We start from the raw sequence: 21501 nt of genomic DNA on the forward strand, positions 1-21501 counted from the left end.
TTTTCTTTTTTTCATTGCGTTGTGCTGTACCGTAAATGTATATTCACAACAGGATTGGGGGTATTTAAACTTTGAAATTCCTAGCGGAAATAGCCATGGTGCCATTTACCCCATAAATGAAAACATTGTACACATCGCTGCCGATTTTGGCTATTTTTATAAAACGGAAGACGGCGGAAGCAATTGGGTTGCCTACGACAGTGGGGTTTCGGAATATTTTTTAGATATGGTTTTTCAGGATTCGAATACCGGTTTTGCCGTTGGAACCCATGGGGCTATTCTAAAAACTGTCGATGGAGGACAAAATTGGTCGCAACAGGTTTCGGGTACTTCCGAAGATTTAATTTCGATCGCCATCGCTGCCTCTAATAATATATGGGTTGTTGGTAATGAAGGAGTCGTATTGCACTCAACAGATGGAGGTCTGACGTGGATTCTAAACACAGCGATTACGAGTGAAAAACTAAATAGCATACAATTTAAAGATGAAAACGTTGGATATTTCGCCGGAAATAACGGTGCATTTTTCCACACTTCAACAGGAGGAGCTATATGGAATCCTTTATCCATAGGTACTTCAGAAGATCTATTTTCTATTTCCATCACCGAGAATTACACGCAGGTCTTAGCTGGATTCGCCGAAGACGGCGGAAGTTATTATTATATGGGCAATAGTATTTTTAAAACAATAGATAACATTCAGTGGACGAATTATATATTAGAAGATATTTTAGAGGGTGCCGCCGATTTGTATTTTCAAAATGACAATTTGGGTTTTGTTATGAGTTCGGCAGCGCTTTTATGTGATTGTTGTTATGTTAAAATAAATAAATCCTTCGATGTAGGTGACACTTGGATTGAAAGCTATTTTGAAGAAACAAACGCTGATAATTGCAATGCAAATCCAGGTTATGCCGACTTAAAATTTGCGGATGAAGATATTGGTTATGCGCTCCTAGGAAATAAAATTCTTACTACCAACCCCATTGTTTTTGGTGTTCTCGATTATACGCGTCCACAAATTACACTATACCCAAATCCGGTAGAGGGTGGGCATTTCAATATAGAAATTAGCAATACTAAATCGGATACTATTTCTATTGAAATCTTTGATATAAACGGGAAAATGATCTATTCTGAAAAAATCCTGAAAAGCAAGACGAAGGTTTCGATACCTCAAGCCAAAGCAGGGCTCTATTTTGTACAACTAACGCGAAATGGAGATGCCATTGAAACTCAAAAATTAATTCTGATTCAATAAAAAACCACCTATTGCGTAGGTGGTTTCGTATTAGTATATAAACGATGGTCTTAGAACATCTCTCTTCCTGAAAAATGAAAAGCACCTTCAATCGCTGCATTTTCGTCGCTATCGCTTCCGTGTACGGCATTTTCACCAATAGAAGCAGCATATAATTTACGAATGGTACCTTCGGCAGCATCGGCAGGATTGGTTGCACCAATCAACGTACGGAAATCCTCCACCGCATTTTCCTTTTCGAGAATGGCAGCTACAATTGGACCTCGCGTCATATATTCCACTAATTCTCCAAAGAACGGGCGCTCTTTGTGCACCGCATAAAATGCCTTCGCATCATCTGTGGTCATCTGGGTTAGTTTCATCGCTACAATTCTGAAACCTGAAGCAGCAATTTTTTCAAGAATAGCACCAATATGTCCTTTTTCAACACTGTCGGGCTTTAACATAGTAAACGTTCTATCTGTTCTCATAGGTTTTTTAAAATTTTGTGCAAAAGTAGACATTTGTACTACAAAAACAAGGAATAAACCATAGTTTAATAATGGCGCATTGGGTTCGCATAAAAATAATCGCTGTTTCAAAATATGAATAAGTTGTATCTTCGCAAACTATGAATGCAGAAACAACGCTTCGGCTTACCCAATTACTCGACACACCTAAAAAAGTGGTGGTTGTAGGTCATAAAAATCCGGATGGAGATGCTGTTGGCTCCTGTTTGGGATTGACTTTTTTTCTGAAACAATTGCGACATGAGCTTACTATTATCATGCCCAATGATTTCCCCGATTTTTTAAAATGGTTGCCGGGCTGCGATGAAATTGTAATTCACGACAAGGATACAGCGGCCAGTGCTGCTTTATTGGATAAGGCTGAAGTGATCTTTACCTTGGACTTTAACAGTCTGGATCGCACAGGAGATATGCAAACCTATCTCGAAAAGGCCTCAGCCCAATTTGTGATGATCGATCACCATCAGGCACCCGATGGATATGCGGTAGCGACGTATAGCGACGTGGCGATGAGTTCTACCTCCGAAATGGTCTATCACCTCATCGCGGCTTTGAAGGGTTTACATTTGCTGAATAAAGACATAGCTACCCAATTATATACAGGAATTATGACCGATACCGGTTCGTTCCGGTTTCCATCAACGACGGCTACAACGCATAAGGTGATTGCACATCTTATTGAAGTGGGTGCTAATAATTCTGAAATTCATCAGAAAGTATATGATACCAATAGCCCAGACCGACTCAAACTATTGGGTGTGGCCTTAAAGAATATGCGCTTCCTACCGGAATACCATACGGCCTATATTTCACTTTCCCAAAAGGAGCTGGATGCTAACAATTTTAAAAAAGGCGATACCGAAGGTTTTGTAAACTACGCACTTTCGGTGGAGGGCATTTGCTTCGCCGTAATCTTTATAGAGAATAAGCAGGATGGAATTGTTAAAATGTCTTTCAGAAGTAAAGGCACTTTTTCAGTAAACGAATTTGCGCGAAATCACTACAGCGGTGGCGGGCACATTAACGCGGCCGGAGGACGAAGTTTAAAGACATTATCAAAAACAATTTCTGAATTTATTAGTATCTTGCCTAGCTATTCAGATGCCTTGTCCCATGATTCGTAACCTATTTTATCTGTTTCTACTGCTAGTCGCTTTCGCCTCTTGTAAAAGTCCGGAAGCCCGAAAACCGGTACAAAGAAGTTCAGGCTCGTTTATAAAAGAATCGGCCGAACGCAATAAAAAGATTTTTGAAAAAGAAGAAGCCCGAATTTCGGAACTCATGCAAGCCAACCCACAATATGAATATAAAGCTTCGGAAAATGGGTTTTGGTATTTCTATAATATCGAAGATACCATTGCAACCAAGTTACCCGAGTTTGGAGATGAAGTTACCTTCACCTTCGACATCAAAGATTTGAATGGCACTACCATCATTTCAGAAACAGAAAACGGCCTACAACTGTACAAGGTAGACCAAAGCAATCAAGATCTTATCTCAGGGATCCGTGACGGGATTAAACTAATGAACGTAGGTGAGCAGGTGACCTTCCTATTCCCTTCGTATAAGGCCTATGGTTACTACGGAATTGAAAACAAACTAGGCACCAATATTCCTGTGCAAAGTACAGTTACGCTAAAATCCATCTTAGATCCGCACGGAAATTAGAAAATCCTAACTTTCTGCTTAAATAATTCATAATTTTCTATGTTAAATCGAGGATTCAATTATTTTTGCAACATCCAAAATAAGACAAACTGAGTGTCGTATTTTTTAAAACAAAAATTTAAAAAGATGAAAAAACTAACATTGTTATTTTTATTAATTTCATTAACACTCGCTTCATGCGAGAATAAGTACCCCGACTTAAAGGATGGCGTCTATGCCGAATTCGTCACCAATAAAGGTACGTTTGTAGCAAAACTCTATCACGAAGATACTCCATTAACCGTTGCCAACTTTATTGCATTGGCGGAAGGTAATAACACCATGGTTGATTCTACTTTTAAAGGGAAAAAGTTCTTTAACGGACTTACTTTTCACCGAGTGATCAAGGATTTTATGATCCAAGGGGGAGACCCAAAAGGAGATGGTACTGGAAATCCGGGATACCGTTTTCCGGATGAATTCGTCGACAGTTTGGCACATAGTAAAAAAGGGATTTTATCCATGGCAAATTCGGGCCCCGATACCAATGGGAGTCAGTTTTTCATCACATTAAAGGAAACTCCTTGGTTGGACGGAAAGCACTCGGTATTTGGTGAGATTGTAATTGGACAAGAAATCGTAGATTCTATCGGTACTATGGAAACAACCAAGCCGGGAGACAAGCCTGTTGAAACAGTTACCATGCAGGAAGTCAATATCATTAACAAAGGAAATATAAAAGTAGCTTCATTTACGGAAGCGATGGAAAATATTGAGAAGAAGACAAAAGAGAAAGAAGAGCGTATTGCTAAAGTAGCAGCGGCAAAGGCTGTTGAATTAGCTGCGGTACTTGAGGGAGCTGAAACTTTTCCTTCCGGAATTAAAATCTATTGGAATACCAAAGGAACTGAAGCAAAACCAGCTGAGGGTAGTAAAGTGCTTATGAACTATGCTGGATATTTGACCAACGGTATGCTTTTCGATTCAAACTTATTAGATGTGACCGAAGCGTACGAAGCAGTTGACCACCGCAAAGTAGACGGTGGTATGTACAGTCCAACGGCTACCGATTATAGCCCGGACGCTCGTTTGATCCCTGGATTTAGAGAGGGTCTTTTGGCAATGACAATTGGCGATAAGATCACCTTAATGATCCCATCGCATTTGGCCTATGGAGAGCGCGGTTACCCACCGGTGATTGCTCCGGATAGCGACCTGATTTTCGAATTGGAATTGGTCGGTATCGTTGAATAAACGATCTATATAAATAAAAAAAGCCGCTTGAAACAAGCGGCTTTTTTTATTATAGGTGAAATTATTTTTTTGGGATGTTTTTCAAGATCTCCAATACAAATTCCCAGTATTTCTGAGTAGACGAAATACTAGCTCGTTCATCGGGCGAATGTGCTCCTTTGATGGTAGGACCAAATGAAATCATATCCATCCCGGGATAGTTTTGACCCAAAATACCACACTCAAGACCTGCATGGCAGGCCGCAACATTTGCTTTTTCCCCATTCAGCTTTGTATATAGGATATCCAAGACCTTTAGGATGGCACTGTCCATATTGGGCTCCCAACCCGGATACGACCCGGTTAAAGTAACATTGCATCCGGCAAGTGCAAACACCGCTTTTAGCGTATTGGCCATATCGTACTTAGAAGACTCTACCGAAGAACGTGTTAAGCATTCGATCTTGATAGCTCCATCCTTTGCTGTAACTTTCGCAATATTGTTAGATGTTTCCACCAAATCCTCGATCGCAGGGCTCATTCTAAAAACACCGTTGTGAGCGCCATAAATCACATTCAGAAACGCGTTTTGATCGTTTCGATCCATTACTTTATTTGGCACTTCCGAAATTTTTTCAGCTGAAATAACAAGTCCCTTTTCAAGTAATTTGTATTCATCAAGAAGTTGGGCTTTGACCTTATTTATTTCGGCCATAAACAAATCTGCTTTTTCCGAAGGAACCACAACAATAGCTACACTTTCTCTGGGAATAGCATTCCGAAGACTTCCTCCCTGTAATTCGGCTAGCTGCATCGTAGAATTCGCCGCATATAGTAATCGGTTCATCATTTTATTGGCATTCCCCAATCCCTTAATAATGTCCATCCCGCTATGACCGCCGTTTAGCCCCTTTACCGTAATCTTATAGGCTTCAGACTTGACAGCAGGCGTCACTTCGGCATAGTTTCTGGTCGCGGTAACATCTACACCTCCGGCACATCCCACTCCAATCTCATCATCTTCTTCGGTATCGAGATTTAACAAAATCTCCCCTTTCAGCAATCCCCCTTTTAGACCCATAGCACCTGTCATTCCGGTCTCTTCATCTATGGTAAATAATGCTTCCAACGCAGGATGGGCAATCTCTTTACTTTCCAAAATAGCCATGATGGTTGCAACGCCCAGGCCGTTATCTGCACCAAGGGTCGTTCCTTTGGCACGTACCCAATCTCCGTCCACAAACATTTCTATTCCTTGGGTATCAAAGTTGAAGTCGGTATCGTTATTCTTTTGATGTACCATGTCCAAATGTGACTGCATGACAATGGCTTTTCGGTCTTCCATCCCGGGGGTAGCTGGCTTCCGTATAATTACATTGCCAACGGCATCTTCTATTGTTTCCAATCCGAGTTGATTTCCAAAATCCTTCATAAAGGCAATCACGCGCTCTTCTTTTTTGGAGGGTCTGGGAACCGCATTTAAATCGGCAAATTTGTTCCAAATCGCTTTTGGTTCTAAGTTTCTAACCGCTTCATTCATGTGTTTAATGTTTGTTGTTTTACTGAAATAATTTCAGCCTTGACAAAATTACCATTTTAAGACACGATTTAAAATTATGTGATAAAAGATTTCTTTGTATGTTTGAAATATGCAAAGAAGAACACGCCTCATCCTTACCTTTTTGTTACCGGTTCAGATTATTTTTTTGCAGCTTCTCAAAAATTTTCCAGAGTTTGTTGAAACCTATTATAGCAGAGGCCTTTATACGGTTTTATCGAAAGTATCGCGTTATCTATTTGGCTGGATCCCTTTTTCAATAGGAGACCTGTTCTATCTGCTAATCGCCATAGTAGCGATTCGGTGGGTCTATAAAAACTACCATCGTCTTTGGCGAGAACCTGTTTGGTTTTTTATGGATATTACTGCCACGTTATCCATTGTTTATTTTGTATTTAATATGCTTTGGGGGTTCAACTATTATCGCGTGCCCTTACACCAAACCCTCGACCTGGACAATGAGTATACCACCGAAGCGCTGATTAGAACAACCGAAAGGCTCATTCTAAAATCCAATGAGTTGCATGCTCAACTGGGTTATGCAGATACGGTGAAAATTGATCTTCCCTTTACCCAAAAGGAAATGTTCAAAAAATCGATTAATGGATATCAAAATTTAGAGAAAGAATTTCCGAGTCTGGCCTATTCACCCCGAAGCATCAAAAAAAGTGGGTGGAGCTTGGCGTTGACCTATATGGGCTATAGCGGTTACTACAATCCGTTTTCGGGAGAAGCGCAGGTGAATAACCTCATGAAAACCTATAAGTTTCCGGTGATAAGTTGTCACGAAGAAGCACACCAAATTGGGTATGCACGTGAAAACGAAGCCAATTTTATCGCGACCTTGGCTACACTTCACAATGATGACCCATATATTCAATACACAGGATATATTTTTGCGCTGCGTTATTGTATCAACGAAATTGCAAGGCGGGATCTAGACAAATATGAAGAAATACTTGCTACGGTAAATCCGGGAATTTTAAAAAGCTATAAGGAGATGCGTGATTTTTGGGCGAGCTATGCCAACCCCTTCGAAACACTGTCTAAGAGTTTTTGGGATCAGTTCTTAAAAGCAAATAACCAATCCAAAGGAATTATGAGCTATAGCTATATGGTTGCACTGGTAGTGAATTACTTTGAAGACAAACCCTTTTAATGTTAAAAAACTTAACAAGATGTTAAAAGCCAACTCGATGTTTCCCAAACTTGTTTTACATTCCTATCTTTAAAAACCTATTATAAATACAACCAACCACACTATGAAACAAATAACAAGTATCCTCTTGTTGTTCCTATGTATACAGCTGGTTTCTGCTCAGGATTATTTTCCGAAGAACGATGGTGTTAAAGAAGAAAACAACAATTTTACGGCATTTACCAATACCACTATTTTTATTACGCCTACTCAGAAGATTGACAATGGTACCCTATTGATTCAAAAGGGAAAAGTAGTTGCTTCGGGAAAATCGGTTACTATTCCGAAGAATACCGTGGTAATCGACCTGCAAGGGAAATTCATCTACCCCTCTTTTATAGATCCCTATACCGGATTTGGAGTGGAAAAGCCCGAGCGTGCCGAAGGTCGAGGCCGTTCCCCTCAATACGAACCAAGTCGGGAAGGCTTTTATTGGAACGATCATATCATGCCCGAAAATGCGGCCATCAATTCGTTTAAATACAATAAAAAAGATGCCGATGAATTTCGGAAGGCGGGTTTTGGTGTTGTAAATACACATATTATGGATGGGATTGCCCGTGGAACGGGGGTTCTGGTAGCACTAAATGATGACGATGGCGATGCCACTAGGATCATTGAAGATGCATCGGGGCAGTATTTTTCCTTTTCTAAAAGTGTGGCTAGCAGACAATCCTATCCGGGATCACTTATGGGTGCTATGGCCTTGTTACGGCAGATGTATCACGATGCCGACTGGTACGCCAAAGGCAATGTTACGACCAAGGATCGTTCGTTGGAAGCACTCATTAAAAACAGGTCCCTTACTTCGTTTATTGAAGCCGGAAATAAGGGAAATGATCTACGAGCCGATAACATTGGCGACAAGTTCAGTATCGATTACGTAATTGTTGGTGGCGGCGATGAATACGAGATGATCGATAAGATTAAAGCGACCAATGCCCGGTATATCATTCCTATCAACTTTAAGGATGCCTTTGATGTGAGTGATCCGTATATGGCCAATTATATATCCTTAGAAGATATGCGAGCCTGGAATCAAGGTCCTATGAATCCGAAGGTATTGGCCGACAACGGTATTACCTTTTCACTAACCACACATGATCTGAAGAAGCCATCCGAATTCAGTGAAAAACTGAAAAAGGCCTTGGAATATGGTTTGGATAAGACAAAGGCCTTGGAAGCCTTAACTACTGTTCCCGCTCAATTATTGGGCAAGAGCGATCTTATAGGTTCTTTACAACCGGGACGTTTTGCAAATTTTTTAATTACTTCGGGTGATGTATTTGATAAAGAGACCACCCTCTATGAGAATTGGGTACAAGGTGCTAAAAACGTGATCAACGACAAGGATCAAAAAGACATCCGAGGAAGCTACAACCTCAGTGCTGGGGGTAAAATTTACGATATGAACCTTTCAGGGGAAGCTTCAAAACCGAAAATTGAAGTCAGCATAGGCGATGTAAAATACCCTTCAAAAATAGAGTATACTTCAAATTGGGTGACTTTTTCATTTACCGATGATACTTCGAAAGAGGTGTATCGCGCCACAGCTGTCATTCCGAAGGAGGGCACTAATTTCTCCGGAAAATTAGTACTGCCAAACGGTTTAGAAGCAACATTTATGGCAAGCCGAAAAGGAGCTGCTGTTGCCGAAGAGGAAGCGAAGAAAGACACTTCAGAAGAAAGCAAAATAGAAATAGTTCCCCTTACCTATCCCAATGTGGGCTACGGCTTTACTACAAAACCGCGACAGCAAGATATGCTGTTCAAAAATGCGACGGTTTGGACCAGTGAAGCGGCCGGTGTATTGACCGAAACGGATGTTTTGGTAAAGAATGGAAAGATCTCGAAAATAGGAAAGAACCTTTCGGCAGGTGGTGCTCTAGTTGTAGACGCTACCGGTAAACATTTGACCGCCGGAGTGATCGATGAGCATTCGCATATCGCTGCACTGTCGATAAACGAAAGCGGCCACAATTCTTCTGCCGAAGTAAGCATTGAAGATGTAGTAGATCCCGAAGATATTGATATCTACCGAAATCTGGCAGGTGGGGTTACCTCCATTCAAATCTTACACGGCTCGGCCAATCCCATTGGCGGTAGATCGGCCATCATAAAATTAAAATGGGGCGAAGAGGCAGATGGGCTAATTTATAAGAATAGTCCGAAATTTATAAAATTCGCCTTGGGTGAAAATGTAAAACAATCCAATTGGTCGAGTTTCGAACGTTTCCCACAAACGCGTATGGGTGTGGAGCAGTTGTATGTGAATTATTTTAACCGCGCCAAGGAATACGATGCCAAAAAGAAAAGCGGGCAAGCCTTCCGATACGATGAAGAGCTGGAGGTTTTAGCCGAAATCTTAAACGGTGAACGCTTTATAAGCTGTCACTCCTACGTTCAAAGCGAGATCAATATGTTGATGAAGGTCGCCGAACGTTTCAATTTTCGCGTCAATACATTTACCCATATTTTGGAAGGATATAAAGTAGCCGATAAAATGGCGGCACATGGCGTGGGTGGATCTACTTTCAGTGACTGGTGGGCCTATAAATATGAAGTAAATGATGCCATACCTTATAATGCTACGATTATGAGTAGCCAAGGCGTGACAGTGGCCATCAATAGTGATGATGGCGAAATGTCCAGAAGACTCAATCAGGAAGCTGCTAAAAGTGTAAAGTATGGAGGTATGACAGAAGAAGAGGCATGGAAGATGGTGACCATCAATCCGGCGAAACTGCTTCATTTGGACGATCGTGTAGGAAGTATCAAGGAAGGAAAAGATGCCGACTTGGTTTTATGGTCAGACAATCCGCTATCGGTCTATGCGAAAGCAGAAAAGACCTTAATCGAAGGAACCGTTTATTTTGACCTAGCGGAAGATATAGCAAAGCGGAACGCGATTTCAGCGGAACGAAACAAACTGATGAAGCTAATGCTCAACGAAAAAAATGGAGGCGGTAAAACGCGTCCTCCAAAGAAAGAAGATAAAATTCATTTTACCTGTGAAACCATAAACTAAACTGCCATGAAAAAAGTAAAACAATTTAGTATAGCCATAGCATTGTGTGCAGGTTTCGCAATAAGTGCTCAGCAAACACCGGGACCAGATCAAAAAGAAGCCATTACTATTAGCGGAGCAACAGCCCATATTGGAAATGGGGCCGTTATTGAAAACGCTGTATTGGTATTTGAAAACGGAAAGATAACCGCCATAGGTGGGGCAAATACCCCATCCAAAGGCCGTGTGATTAATGCACAGGGCAAACATCTGTATCCGGGATTTATTGCCCCTGCGACCTCTTTAGGGCTTGTAGAAGTAGGAGCCGTACGTGCGAGTGACGATCAGGATGAATTGGGCGATTTTATCCCCAATATTCGAAGCATTATTGCGTATAATGCCGAAAGTAAGGTGGTGGAAAGCTTGCGTCCCAATGGTGTCTTAGTAGCACAGGTTGCACCACAAGGAGGTACCATTTCTGGGACTTCAAGTATTGTTCAGTTTGACGCGTGGAATTGGGAGGATGCTGCTGTAAAGCTAGACGATGGAATTCATTTAAACTGGCCCAATAGCTTCCGAAGAGGACGCTGGTGGATGGGTGAAGAACGCGGTTGGAGTCCGAACAAGGACTATACAAAAGATATCGATGCTATCAAGCACTTTATTGCCAATGCAAAGGCGTATGGAAATTCGAAAAGTGCTTCAGAAAATGAAGGCTTTAAAAACATGAAAGGTCTTTTCGATGGAAGTCAGAAACTATACATTTATGCACATGGAGAAAAGGAATTGATTGATGCCGTTACCGCCGCCAAGGAAAGTGGCGTTCAGGAAGTAGTGATTGTTGGCGGCTACGAGGCCTACAAGATTATTCCATTTTTAAAGCAACACAATGTTCCTGTTCTTGTAAGACATACGCATCAATTGCCCCTTATGGCCGATGATGATTATGACTTGCCATACAAACTACCCAAACTATTGGTAGATGGCGGTTTACTGGTTGCCTTGCAGAATTCGAGTACTTCCGGTTTCCAAACACGTAATCTGCCGTTTTATGCAGGGCAAATGGTGGGTCAGGGCATGGATAAAGAAACTGCTTTACAGCTTATCTCAGGAAATGCTGCAAAGATCTTGGGACTTGACAATTATGGAACCTTGGAGACAGGTAAAAGTGCTACCTTATTTATTAGTGAGGGAGATGCACTGGATATGCGGACCAACCAATTGACAAAGGCGTTTGTTGATGGAAGAGAAATTTCTTTGGAAACCCATCAAACCGAATTGTGGAAACGCTATATGGAAAAATACAGCAGAGATTAAACTGTTTTAAGAATAAAAAAAGCAGCTCAATGAGCTGTTTTTTTTATTCGTTTTATACATATGATTTTTAGCTTCTCAGTGATTGAATAACAATCCACTTACTATCTTTGTTGCATGGAAAAAACGATCTCCAGTCTTCAAAATCCGTTGGTAAAGCAATTGGTTCTACTTTCCGAAAAATCCCGTGAACGAAAGAAAACAGGACTATTTGTAATTGAAGGGCAACGTGAGATTGCTCTGGCCCTAAAAAGCGACTATTTGCTAAAAACTGTACTATTCTGTTCCGACATACTTTCTGAAGAAGACCTGTATGTCATAAAAGAGCAGGCGAACAGCAAAGCTGAATTTATCGAATTATCCATTGAAGTGTATCAGAAGGTGGCCTACCGGGGCAGTACAGAGGGAATTCTAGCCATCACCCAAGCAAAGGAGTTAGGTCTTCAAAATCTGGCGATTACAAATCCGAAGCCGTTAATTCTTATAGCCGAAGCCCCCGAAAAACCGGGCAATATTGGTGCCTTGCTCCGCACAGCAGATGCTGCCAAGCTGGATGCCGTGATCATCGCAAACCCCAAAACTGATATCTACAACCCAAATATTGTTAGGAGTAGTGTGGGTTGTGTATTTACTAATCATATCGCAACGGGAACTACCTCAGAAATCATTTCGTTTTTAAAAGACAAAAACATTGCAATTTATTGCGCTGCGCTACAGGCCTCTAGCCCCTATTACAGTTGTGATTTTAAGGAGGCGGCTGCTATTGTAGTGGGTACAGAAGCCACCGGATTGTCAAAAGAATGGTTGGCTCATAGCAATCAAAATATAATCATCCCTATGCAGGGTGAAATAGATTCTATGAATGTTTCAGTAGCGGCGGGAATCCTTATCTTTGAAGCCAAACGACAGAGAGGGTTCAATGAATAATGAATAATGAATAATGAATGATGAATGATGAATAATGAATAATGAAAGAGAATCTTATTGCGAACAAATCCTATTCATTTGCCATTAAAATTGTTAACCTCAATAAACAATTGATTGCGAAAAATGAATATGTTCTTTCAAAACAACTTTTGCGCTCAGGAACATCAATTGGCGCGAATGTTGAAGAAGCCATAGGAGGAATTTCAAAAAAGGATTTCAGAGCAAAAATGGCAATCGCCTATAAAGAGGCTCGTGAAACCCATTATTGGTTAAGGTTATTGAAGGATACAGATCAAATAAAGGAAAATGAATTTGATCTTTTAAATATTGAATTAACAAGTATTTTAAAAATATTGTACAAAATTATTGAGTCATCAAAGTGATTGTTAATCATGCATCATTAATTACTCATCTTTAATAACTTATGACCTCACAACTACTATTTTATATCATCATCGGAATTCTTGTACTGAATTTTATAATCGATAAAATACTGGACACACTCAATGCCAAACATTTTAACGATCCTATTCCTGAAGAATTACAAGACGTATACGACGCTTCCGAATACCAAAGATCGCAGCAGTACAAAAAAGAAAATTATCGCTTCGCTACCTTAACGGCGAGTATTTCGCTGGTTGCCACCTTGATGTTTTTCTTTTTCGATGGGTTTGCCTGGGTGGATACATGGGCGCGAACATTTAGCGAGAACAATATTGTTATAGCCCTAATCTTCTTCGGAAGTATACTCTTTGCCAGTGACCTACTAAGCACGCCATTTAGTTATTACCACACCTTCGTGATCGAAGAAAAATACGGTTTCAACAAAACAACGAAAAAAACGTTTATACTGGACAAGCTGAAGGGATGGTTTATGTTGGCCGTAATTGGAGGCGGTTTGTTGGCTGTGATTATTTGGTTCTATGAAACCACCGGGAGTCAGTTCTGGTTGTACGCTTGGGGAATCCTAACCATCTTCACCGTTTTCCTGAATTTATTCTATGCGCGTTTGATCGTTCCGCTTTTTAACAAACAAACACCCTTAGCTCCCGGCGATCTCCGCTCGAAAATTGAGGCATATGCAAACAAGGTGGGATTCAATTTAAGCAAGATCTTCGTCATTGACGGCTCCAAACGCAGTACCAAGGCCAACGCCTATTTTTCCGGTTTCGGAAGTGAAAAAAGAGTCACTTTGTACGATACCCTGATCAACGATCTGGACGAGGAAGAGATCGTGGCTGTATTGGCACATGAGGTGGGGCATTACAAAAAACATCATATAATTTTTAATCTGGGAGCCTCAATACTCACCACCGGGTTTACCTTTTGGGTATTATCCCTTTTGGTGGGTAACCCATTACTTTCCGAAGCACTGCAAGTTACGCAACCCTCTTTCCATATAGGATTGATCGCTTTCGGGGTATTGTATACGCCCATATCAGAAATCACCGGCTTGGTGATGAATTTCCTCTCCCGAAAGTTCGAATACCAGGCAGATGCCTACGCCAAAAATACCTACAAGGCACCACCGCTTATTTCGGGCTTAAAAAAACTTTCGAAAAACAATCTGAGTAACCTTACCCCCCATCCGGCCTATGTCTTTGTGCATTACTCACACCCTACTTTGTTGGAACGCTTCCGTAATTTAAAAAAATAGAAAGGGCTTATCCGAAGTGAAAGGCCGTACCTTTCTTTAAAAGAATCAGATTCCGTATATTGTTTCTTACAAACGGAAATCGTACTTTTAACCTATGACAGAAGCGGTTTTAGAAGCGGAAAAAAAAGAACTTGCCAGACAGTATAAGGAGCTCTTAAAGGTTAGTTATCGCACGCTTTCGGCGGAAGATAAAAAACTCATACGAAGTGCCTTCGATGTCGCTGTTGACGCCCATAAAGAACAGCGCCGAAAAAGTGGTGAAGCCTATATTTTCCACCCGATTGCTGTAGCGAAAATCGTCGCTTCAGAAATTGGGCTGGACGCTACTTCTATTGCTGCTGCCCTGTTACACGATGTGGTTGAAGATACCTCCTATACGCTAGCCGATATTGAACAAATGTTTGGTGAGACCGTAGCCCGCATTGTAGACGGGCTTACCAAAATCTCTAATATGCCCTACGACAAGGATGCATCGTTGCAGGCAGAGAACTTTCGGAAGATGCTCTTAACGCTCAACGAGGACATTCGGGTGATCATTATAAAGATCGCCGACCGTTTACACAATATGCAGACGATGGATTCCATGCCTGCCGAAAAACAGGCTAAGATCGCTTCAGAAACACTCTACATCTATGCCCCTATGGCGCATCGTATTGGACTGTACAATATTAAAACCGAATTGGAGGATTTAGGGTTAAAGTATACCGAACCTGAAGTCTATGAAGATATCCTGAGTAAGATTAAGGAAAGTAAGGAGGAACAGGACGAATACATTGAAGCATTTTCAAAGATCATCAAGGACTCACTGGACGCCGAAAAGTTGGAGTATTCCATCAAAGGGCGACCCAAATCGATTTTTTCTATCCGAAGAAAGATGATGACTCAGCATGTGAGCTTTGACGAGGTCTATGATAAGTTTGCGGTCCGAATTATTTACAAAAGCGATACCATTGAAAGCGAAAAGTTTATAGCGTGGAAGATCTATTCTATCGTTACAGATCACTTCCGTCCAAATCCTATACGGCTTAGGGATTGGATCTCTTCTCCCAAATCCACCGGCTACGAGGCGCTTCATATTACCGTCATGGGGCCAAAAGGTCGTTGGGTGGAAGTGCAAATTCGCAGCGAACGCATGAACGAAATTGCCGAAAAAGGATATGCAGCGCATTATAAATATAAGAATACCGAGAAAGATGACGGCGGCCTAGACGACTGGCTCAACAAATTACAAGATACCCTGGAAAACGCCGAGATTAATGCGGTTGATTTTGTGGAAGAATTTAAACTGAATTTATATGCGAAGGAGATCTTTGCCTTTTCTCCAAAGGGAGATCTGTATTCACTTCCGAAGGGATCCACAGCCCTGGACTTTGCCTTTCACATCCATACCGAAGTCGGTCTGCATACAAGAGGAGCCAAGGTAAATGGAAAATTGGTACCACTCAGCCACGAACTAAAAAGTGGGGATCAGGTTGAAATTATTACATCCGATAAATCGAAACCTTCGGCCAACTGGCTTGATTATGCCACCACAGGCCGCGCGCGTTCGAAGATAAAATCCTCCCTCAAGGATGAGCAAAAACAACTGGCCGATGAAGGGAAGGTTATCCTTGCCCGTAAGCTGAAATCCCTTAAAATTACACTTGACGAGAAGACGGTCAACCAATTGGTGGTATACTTTAAAGTGAAGACGAGCCTCGATCTTTTCTATCGGGTAGGCGCCGGTATTATCGACAATCAAAAACTAAAGGACTTTGCAGCCTCCCGAAGCAATGCCTTTGTGAGCTTCTTTAAGAATAGAATTCGCAAACCCGGCAGTCTTGAAGATGTTCATAAGGAAGAGATTACCCATAAATACGATCAACTTGTTTTTGGCAAGGAAGAAGAAAAACTGGATTACAAGATGTCTAACTGCTGTAACGCCATCCCGGGTGACGATGTCTTTGGCTTTATTACCGTAAACGAAGGGATCAAAGTACATAAAAAGAATTGCCCAAATGCGGTACAACTGCGTAGCAACTACAGCTACCGTATTATGCCTGCAAAGTGGATCGACTCTACACAAAGCGATTTTAAAGCCGAATTATCCATTACCGGAATCGACACCATTGGTCTGGTCAATGAGGTGACTAAAGTAGTTTCTAACAATCTGCATATCAATATGAAAAGCGTACACTTTGATAGCAATGATGGGGTCTTCACCGGAAAGATTGTCGTAATTGTAAAAAACAAATCTATTCTTGATAACCTCGTGGAAAACATTAAAAAAATAAACGGAATAGATAAAGTTACCAGGTCATAATTGAGTAACTTTGCTGCTTTATTATGAGCTCAAAGACAAATCAAAATAATCAGGCTATTGTCAAGAATGTTTTTACGGCTTTTCTAGAGGAAAAAGGACACCGTAAAACACCGGAACGCTATGCGATTCTGCAGGAAATCTATGACCACGACGATCATTTTGATATTGAATCGCTTTACGTTAACATGAAGAACAAAAATTACCGTGTGAGCAGAGCGACTTTGTACAATACTATTGAATTGCTCCTGGATTGTAGATTGGTGCGCAAACATCAATTCGGGCAAAATCAAGCGCATTACGAAAAATCATATTTCGATAGACAGCACGATCATGTAATCCTATCGGACGGTGAAGTGATCGAATTTTGCGATCCGCGCATTCAATCTATCAAAAAAACCATCGAAGAGGTTTTCGATATAGAAATTACAAAACATTCGTTGTATTTCTACGGAAACAAAAAAACATCCAATTCTGAATAAATTATGGCAGTAGACTTACTACTTGGATTACAATGGGGAGACGAAGGAAAAGGAAAGATCGTCGACGTACTTACCAAAAATTATGATATCATCGCACGTTTTCAGGGAGGTCCCAACGCAGGACACACCTTGGAGTTTGACGGGATAAAACACGTATTACATACGATCCCCAGCGGTATTTTTCATGAAAACGCCATGAATTTGGTGGGTAATGGCGTGGTCATCGACCCCGTAATCTTTAAGAAGGAATTAGACAATCTGTCCAAATTTGAAGGGAATTTCAAGGAAAAACTGCTTATCTCTCGAAAAGCACATCTTATCCTGCCAACGCATCGTTTGTTAGACGCTGCTTCCGAAGCCTCTAAAGGTAAGGCAAAGATTGGCTCGACCCTCAAAGGAATTGGCCCAACCTATATGGATAAGACCGGCAGAAACGGAATCCGCGTAGGCGATCTGGAAATGGACAATTGGCAAGAAAAATACAGAGCTTTGGCAAATAAACACGAGGCCATGATCGATTTCTACAATGTGCAATTGCAATATAATTTGGCCGAATTGGAAGCCGATTTCTTTGAAGCAGTAGAAGTATTGAAGTCGTTGAAATTTATCGACAGCGAAGAATATTTATATCAGGCACAAAAGGCGAATAAAACGATTTTGGCAGAAGGTGCTCAAGGCTCTTTGCTCGATATCGATTTTGGAACCTATCCCTTTGTAACTTCTTCTAACACCACAGCTGCCGGTGCTTGTACTGGTTTAGGTGTTGCTCCCGGAAAAATTGGCGAAGTATTCGGTATTTTCAAAGCGTATACAACGCGTGTGGGCAGTGGCCCCTTCCCAACCGAATTGTTCGATCAGTACGGTGAGACCATGGGACGTGTTGGAAAAGAGTTTGGCGCCACCACAGGCCGTCCTAGACGTTGTGGCTGGATAGATCTGGTGGCATTAAAATATGCTGTGCAGGTGAACGGAGTGACGCAACTGATAATGATGAAAGGCGATGTGCTGAGTGGTTTTGATAAACTTAAAATCTGTACCGCTTATAACTACAGGGGTGAAAAAATTGAACATTTTCCATTCAATATTGAAGCAGAAAATGTAACTCCGGTCTATACCGAAATGCCGGGTTGGAAAGAAGATCTAACTAAAATGACCTCCGCTTCTCAAATGCCAAAGGCTTTAAACGATTATATCGAATATCTGGAAAAAGAATTGGAAGTGCCTATTAAAATTGTTTCGGTAGGACCGGATAGAACGCAGACCATTCATAGGTAGCCCACTATTTTCAGCTCCCTAACGTTAGTGTTTATAACAAGAACTGTATTTTGAATTTATTTATACAAAATTTAATTACTGCGCATGTTGGGTTGAACACTTTCAAAACGACAAGGAGCTTTACTTGCTTGTTCTTTTTTTTCTTCGGAATTACAGTATTCGCACAGAACGATACCAATACCACGAAAGTTTCGGTACAATCCGGATACTTAGAAAAGAAACCCGAATTTCCCGATGCCGTTATTTATACCAAGGACGAGACCGGACAAGTATATATTGTTCATGAAGGGGTGGAAATGTGGTGCGATCAAGCCTTTGTGTACCTCAAAGACAATTTTGTAAAGGCCTACGGAACGGTTCGAATTACACAGGGAGATACGGTTTCCATGAACAGTAAATACGCCGAATACAACGGTAACACCCAATTTGCCTTTGCCAGCGGAGATGTCCTCTTAACCGAACCCAAAACCACCCTTAAAACCGACACGCTGTACTTTGACCGCATCAAGCAGCAGGCCTACTATCGCACAGGAGGAACCGTTCGGGATACCGCCAGCACCCTAACTAGCAGGATAGGCCGTTATTATGCCGAAACTAAAAAGTATCAATTCCTTTCGGCCGTAAAGATTGTCAATCCGAAGTATACAGTGCATAGTGAACAGTTGGATTTTTATTCCGAAACCGGAGGCGCTTACCTCTATGGCAAATCCACCATTGTAAGTGAGACAAGTACGGTCTATTGCGAACGCGGGTACTACGACACCCGAAACGACAACGGCTATTTTGTAAAAAACTCGAGGGTGGACTACAACAACCGAATACTTTATGGCGACAGTATCTATTTTGACCGAACAAAGAGCTTTGCTTCTGCGACCAACAATATAAAAGTGTTGGATACGGTTAATAAGAGCATCATCCGGGGTCATTATGCCGAAGTATTTCGGGAAAAGGATTCGGTCTTTATCACCAAACGGGCGGTTGCCGTTACTCTTCGCGACAACGATTCTATCTATGTCCACGCAGACACCCTTCAGGTAACCGGAAAACCAGAAAATAGGATCATTAAAGGGTTTTACCGCGCTAGAATGTTCAAACTAGGCAAACCGGGCGAAGCACCTACAAGCGGGAAGTGCGATTCGATCTTTGTAGACCAAAAGAAAGGAATTACCAAGTTACTCCGTAATCCGGTACTTTGGAGTGGTGAGAATCAAATGACCGGAGATACCATTCATATCCTTTCCAACACCAAAACTGAAAAATTAGACAGTTTAAAGGTCTTTAAAAATGCATTTTTGGTGCAAAAGGACAGTGCCGGATACAATCAGGTTTCAGGGGAACGGCTAATTGGGTTGTTTACCAATAACGAACTGGACACCGTAGACATTATTAAAAATGCACAGGTAATTTACTATCCGCGAAATGATAAGCAAGAACTAATCGGCATCAACAATACCGTTTCCAGTTCCATTCAGTTGTATTTGGAACAGCAACAGATTGTTGGAATTCGGTTTATAAAACAGGCCAAAGGAAAGATCTACCCATTGTCTGAATTTCCTAAAAATGCACGACTGTTACCCGGTTTTATATGGCGTGGTGACGAACGATTGTTAAAAGTGAATGACCTTTTCAAAGGCAAAGAAGCTCCTGTATTACCGAAAATTAAAGGAATACCGCTGCCAAAGGATGAAGGTGAATTTTTTGAAAATATTTCTGAAGAAGAACTTGATCTTCCGGAGGCATCCAAACTAAAACCGAAAAATCTTCAGAACAACCCGGACGACCCGAAACCGATGACCCTCGATTCCGAAATCGAACAGGCTTCAAAAGCCACAGATACTTTAGATAATAGGAAGCAAGTTATAAAAAAGGACAACTAATGTTGGACGACTTTTTCACATATCAGGCGCAAACCACACCGCATCCCTTGGCCATGGAAATCTCACATGCCAAAGGGAGTTATATCTATGACACCAATGGGAAAAAACATCTGGATTTTGTAGCAGGTGTTTCAGCCTGTACCCTAGGACACTGTCATCCACGTGTTGTCCGGGCTATCCAAGAACAATCAGACCGCTACCTACATGTGATGGTCTATGGAGAATATGTTCAGGCGCCGGCGGTTGCCTTGTCAAAATTACTGGCGCAGCAGCTACCAGCACCTTTGGAATCCACCTATTTAGTAAACAGCGGTGCCGAAGCCATTGAAGGTGCACTAAAACTAGCGCGGAGAGTGACCGGTCGAAGTGAAATACTGTACGCAGACCATGCCTATCACGGCAATACCTTCGGCGCTTTGAGTGTGATGGGTCATGAAGAACGTAAAAAACCCTTTGCACCCCTACTCCCCGACTGCCATCCCATAAAATTCAACAGTCTTTCAGATATTGATAGAATCACGTCCGAAACTGCAGCGATCATTCTAGAAACCATCCAGGGTGGTGCCGGTTTTATTCTCCCTGAAAATGCGTATCTCAAAAAAGTTAAAAAACGTTGTCAGCAAGTGGGCGCGCTGCTTATTTTGGATGAAATTCAACCGGGTTTCGGCCGAACCGGAAAACTCTTCGGGTTTGAACATTACGATGTGGTGCCCGATATTATCGTTGCCGGAAAAGGGATGGGCGGTGGCTTGCCCATAGGTGCTTTTACAGCTTCGAAAGCACATATGGCCCTGTTGAAAGACAATCCGAAATTAGGCCATATCACAACCTTTGGCGGAAATCCGGTGATCGCATCGGCGGCACTGGCAACGCTTCAAGAGCTAATGGAAACGACCCTTATTCAAGATGCACTTCAGAAAGAAAAACACTTCAGAAAATTGCTGCAACACCCCCTTATTAAAGAAGTTAGGGGAAAAGGCCTGATGCTGGCTGCGCTCTTCGAATCGGCCGAAATTGCTTCGGAAGTGATACTGGAATGCAAAGAAAAGGGACTGGTCCTTTTTTGGCTGCTCTTCGAGCCCAAAGCAATCCGCATAACACCTCCACTAACCATTTCAGAAGCAGAAATAGCGGAAGGCTGTGCCATACTGACAGCCGTGATGGATTCTATTCAGAAAAAAAGAAAGTAATTACCACCTTGAATTTCAGAGATTTAAAGTCTAAAAATTCTGTTAATAAGCCTGTTAACAACAATCA

At 41.6% G+C, this 21501-nt stretch carries 17 protein-coding genes; 15 read left to right on the forward strand and 2 right to left on the reverse strand.

All coding sequences use genetic code 11. The features are described from left to right. The coding region (locus K8F54_RS00005) for a YCF48-related protein (protein ID WP_290785244.1) at window positions 1–1261 on the forward strand (1261 nt) is incomplete at its 5' end. 50 nt (window positions 1262–1311) lie between these two features. Here K8F54_RS00005 and K8F54_RS00010 read toward each other — a convergent pair. After that, a complete protein-coding gene (locus K8F54_RS00010; RefSeq protein WP_290785247.1) occupies window positions 1312–1731 on the reverse strand; it encodes a nucleoside-diphosphate kinase in 420 nt (139 codons plus the stop codon). A gap of 140 nt (window positions 1732–1871) precedes the next feature. Here K8F54_RS00010 and K8F54_RS00015 point away from each other — a divergent pair, with 140 nt between their 5' ends. The 3 genes from K8F54_RS00015 to K8F54_RS00025 all read left to right on the forward strand — a co-directional run bounded on the left by K8F54_RS00015 (window position 1872) and on the right by K8F54_RS00025 (window position 4671). After that, window positions 1872–2894 carry a bifunctional oligoribonuclease/PAP phosphatase NrnA gene (locus tag K8F54_RS00015; protein WP_290785249.1) on the forward strand — a complete coding sequence of 341 codons (1023 nt, stop codon included), beginning with the start codon at window positions 1872–1874 and terminating at the stop codon, window positions 2892–2894. Continuing rightward, window positions 2884–3438 (forward strand): gliding motility-associated peptidyl-prolyl isomerase GldI, encoded by a 555-nt coding sequence (gldI, locus tag K8F54_RS00020; RefSeq protein ID WP_290785252.1) that lies wholly within the window; start codon window positions 2884–2886, stop codon window positions 3436–3438. Before K8F54_RS00015 ends, gldI begins: the two co-directional genes overlap by 11 nt. A gap of 126 nt (window positions 3439–3564) precedes the next feature. Continuing rightward, on the forward strand, window positions 3565–4671 hold the full coding sequence (locus K8F54_RS00025) for a peptidylprolyl isomerase (RefSeq protein ID WP_290785254.1): 1107 nt from the start codon (window positions 3565–3567) through the stop codon (window positions 4669–4671). Window positions 4672–4732: 61 nt separating this feature from the next. Here the strand turns inward: K8F54_RS00025 and K8F54_RS00030 are convergent, their stop codons facing one another. Further along, window positions 4733–6190 carry an aminoacyl-histidine dipeptidase gene (locus K8F54_RS00030; RefSeq protein ID WP_290785257.1) on the reverse strand — a complete coding sequence of 486 codons (1458 nt, stop codon included), beginning with the start codon at window positions 6188–6190 and terminating at the stop codon, window positions 4733–4735. A 109-nt stretch (window positions 6191–6299) separates the two neighbouring features. Between K8F54_RS00030 and K8F54_RS00035 the strand changes: the two genes are divergently transcribed. The 11 genes from K8F54_RS00035 (at window position 6300) to K8F54_RS00085 (ending at window position 21434) form a co-directional block, all read left to right on the forward strand. After that, window positions 6300–7367, forward strand: coding sequence for a DUF3810 domain-containing protein (locus K8F54_RS00035; protein ID WP_290785260.1), 1068 nt, complete (start codon window positions 6300–6302; stop codon window positions 7365–7367). Window positions 7368–7470: 103 nt separating this feature from the next. Beyond that, entirely contained in the window at window positions 7471–10434 is a 2964-nt protein-coding gene (locus K8F54_RS00040) for an amidohydrolase family protein (RefSeq protein ID WP_290785263.1), read from the forward strand. Window positions 10435–10440: 6 nt separating this feature from the next. Next, window positions 10441–11730 carry an amidohydrolase family protein gene (locus K8F54_RS00045; protein WP_290785266.1) on the forward strand — a complete coding sequence of 430 codons (1290 nt, stop codon included), beginning with the start codon at window positions 10441–10443 and terminating at the stop codon, window positions 11728–11730. Window positions 11731–11844: 114 nt separating this feature from the next. Further along, window positions 11845–12654 carry an RNA methyltransferase gene (locus K8F54_RS00050; protein WP_290785269.1) on the forward strand — a complete coding sequence of 270 codons (810 nt, stop codon included), beginning with the start codon at window positions 11845–11847 and terminating at the stop codon, window positions 12652–12654. 41 nt (window positions 12655–12695) lie between these two features. Further along, window positions 12696–13037 carry a four helix bundle protein gene (locus K8F54_RS00055; RefSeq protein ID WP_290785272.1) on the forward strand — a complete coding sequence of 114 codons (342 nt, stop codon included), beginning with the start codon at window positions 12696–12698 and terminating at the stop codon, window positions 13035–13037. Window positions 13038–13078: 41 nt separating this feature from the next. Next, on the forward strand, window positions 13079–14311 hold the full coding sequence (locus K8F54_RS00060; RefSeq protein ID WP_290785274.1) for a M48 family metallopeptidase: 1233 nt from the start codon (window positions 13079–13081) through the stop codon (window positions 14309–14311). A 94-nt stretch (window positions 14312–14405) separates the two neighbouring features. Beyond that, window positions 14406–16613: a RelA/SpoT family protein gene (locus K8F54_RS00065; protein WP_290785277.1), complete on the forward strand. Its 2208-nt coding sequence runs from the start codon at window positions 14406–14408 to the stop codon at window positions 16611–16613. Window positions 16614–16636: 23 nt separating this feature from the next. Beyond that, a complete protein-coding gene (locus tag K8F54_RS00070) occupies window positions 16637–17092 on the forward strand; it encodes a transcriptional repressor (RefSeq protein ID WP_290785280.1) in 456 nt (151 codons plus the stop codon). 3 nt (window positions 17093–17095) lie between these two features. Next, the gene (locus K8F54_RS00075) at window positions 17096–18367 is read left to right on the forward strand and encodes an adenylosuccinate synthase (RefSeq protein ID WP_290785281.1); all 1272 of its coding nucleotides are present in this window, start codon (window positions 17096–17098) and stop codon (window positions 18365–18367) included. Window positions 18368–18495: 128 nt separating this feature from the next. Next, a complete protein-coding gene (locus K8F54_RS00080) occupies window positions 18496–20244 on the forward strand; it encodes an OstA-like protein (RefSeq protein WP_290785284.1) in 1749 nt (582 codons plus the stop codon). After that, the gene (locus K8F54_RS00085; RefSeq protein ID WP_290785287.1) at window positions 20244–21434 is read left to right on the forward strand and encodes an aspartate aminotransferase family protein; all 1191 of its coding nucleotides are present in this window, start codon (window positions 20244–20246) and stop codon (window positions 21432–21434) included. The genes K8F54_RS00080 and K8F54_RS00085 overlap by 1 nt, the downstream gene beginning before the upstream one ends. Window positions 21435–21501 lie beyond the last annotated feature (67 nt).

The organism is Altibacter sp., from assembly GCF_019913785.1.
Lineage (GTDB): Bacteria > Bacteroidota > Bacteroidia > Flavobacteriales > Flavobacteriaceae > Altibacter.

Bases quoted from the DNA above. Each gene is read 5' to 3' on its own strand.
- K8F54_RS00045 (WP_290785266.1), top strand. From the start codon at position 10,441: ATGAAAAAAGTAAAACAATTTAGTATAGCCATAGCATTGTGTGCAGGT.
- K8F54_RS00035 (WP_290785260.1), top strand. From the start codon at position 6,300: ATGCAAAGAAGAACACGCCTCATCCTTACCTTTTTGTTACCGGTTCAG.
- K8F54_RS00075 (WP_290785281.1), top strand. From the start codon at position 17,096: ATGGCAGTAGACTTACTACTTGGATTACAATGGGGAGACGAAGGAAAA.
- K8F54_RS00040 (WP_290785263.1), top strand. From the start codon at position 7,471: ATGAAACAAATAACAAGTATCCTCTTGTTGTTCCTATGTATACAGCTG.
- K8F54_RS00085 (WP_290785287.1), top strand. From the start codon at position 20,244: ATGTTGGACGACTTTTTCACATATCAGGCGCAAACCACACCGCATCCC.
- K8F54_RS00050 (WP_290785269.1), top strand. From the start codon at position 11,845: ATGGAAAAAACGATCTCCAGTCTTCAAAATCCGTTGGTAAAGCAATTG.
- K8F54_RS00015 (WP_290785249.1), top strand. From the start codon at position 1,872: ATGAATGCAGAAACAACGCTTCGGCTTACCCAATTACTCGACACACCT.
- K8F54_RS00065 (WP_290785277.1), top strand. From the start codon at position 14,406: ATGACAGAAGCGGTTTTAGAAGCGGAAAAAAAAGAACTTGCCAGACAG.
- gldI (WP_290785252.1), top strand. From the start codon at position 2,884: ATGATTCGTAACCTATTTTATCTGTTTCTACTGCTAGTCGCTTTCGCC.
- K8F54_RS00030 (WP_290785257.1), bottom strand. From the start codon at position 6,190: ATGAATGAAGCGGTTAGAAACTTAGAACCAAAAGCGATTTGGAACAAA.
- K8F54_RS00025 (WP_290785254.1), top strand. From the start codon at position 3,565: ATGAAAAAACTAACATTGTTATTTTTATTAATTTCATTAACACTCGCT.
- K8F54_RS00060 (WP_290785274.1), top strand. From the start codon at position 13,079: ATGACCTCACAACTACTATTTTATATCATCATCGGAATTCTTGTACTG.
- K8F54_RS00070 (WP_290785280.1), top strand. From the start codon at position 16,637: ATGAGCTCAAAGACAAATCAAAATAATCAGGCTATTGTCAAGAATGTT.
- K8F54_RS00010 (WP_290785247.1), bottom strand. From the start codon at position 1,731: ATGAGAACAGATAGAACGTTTACTATGTTAAAGCCCGACAGTGTTGAA.
- K8F54_RS00055 (WP_290785272.1), top strand. From the start codon at position 12,696: ATGAAAGAGAATCTTATTGCGAACAAATCCTATTCATTTGCCATTAAA.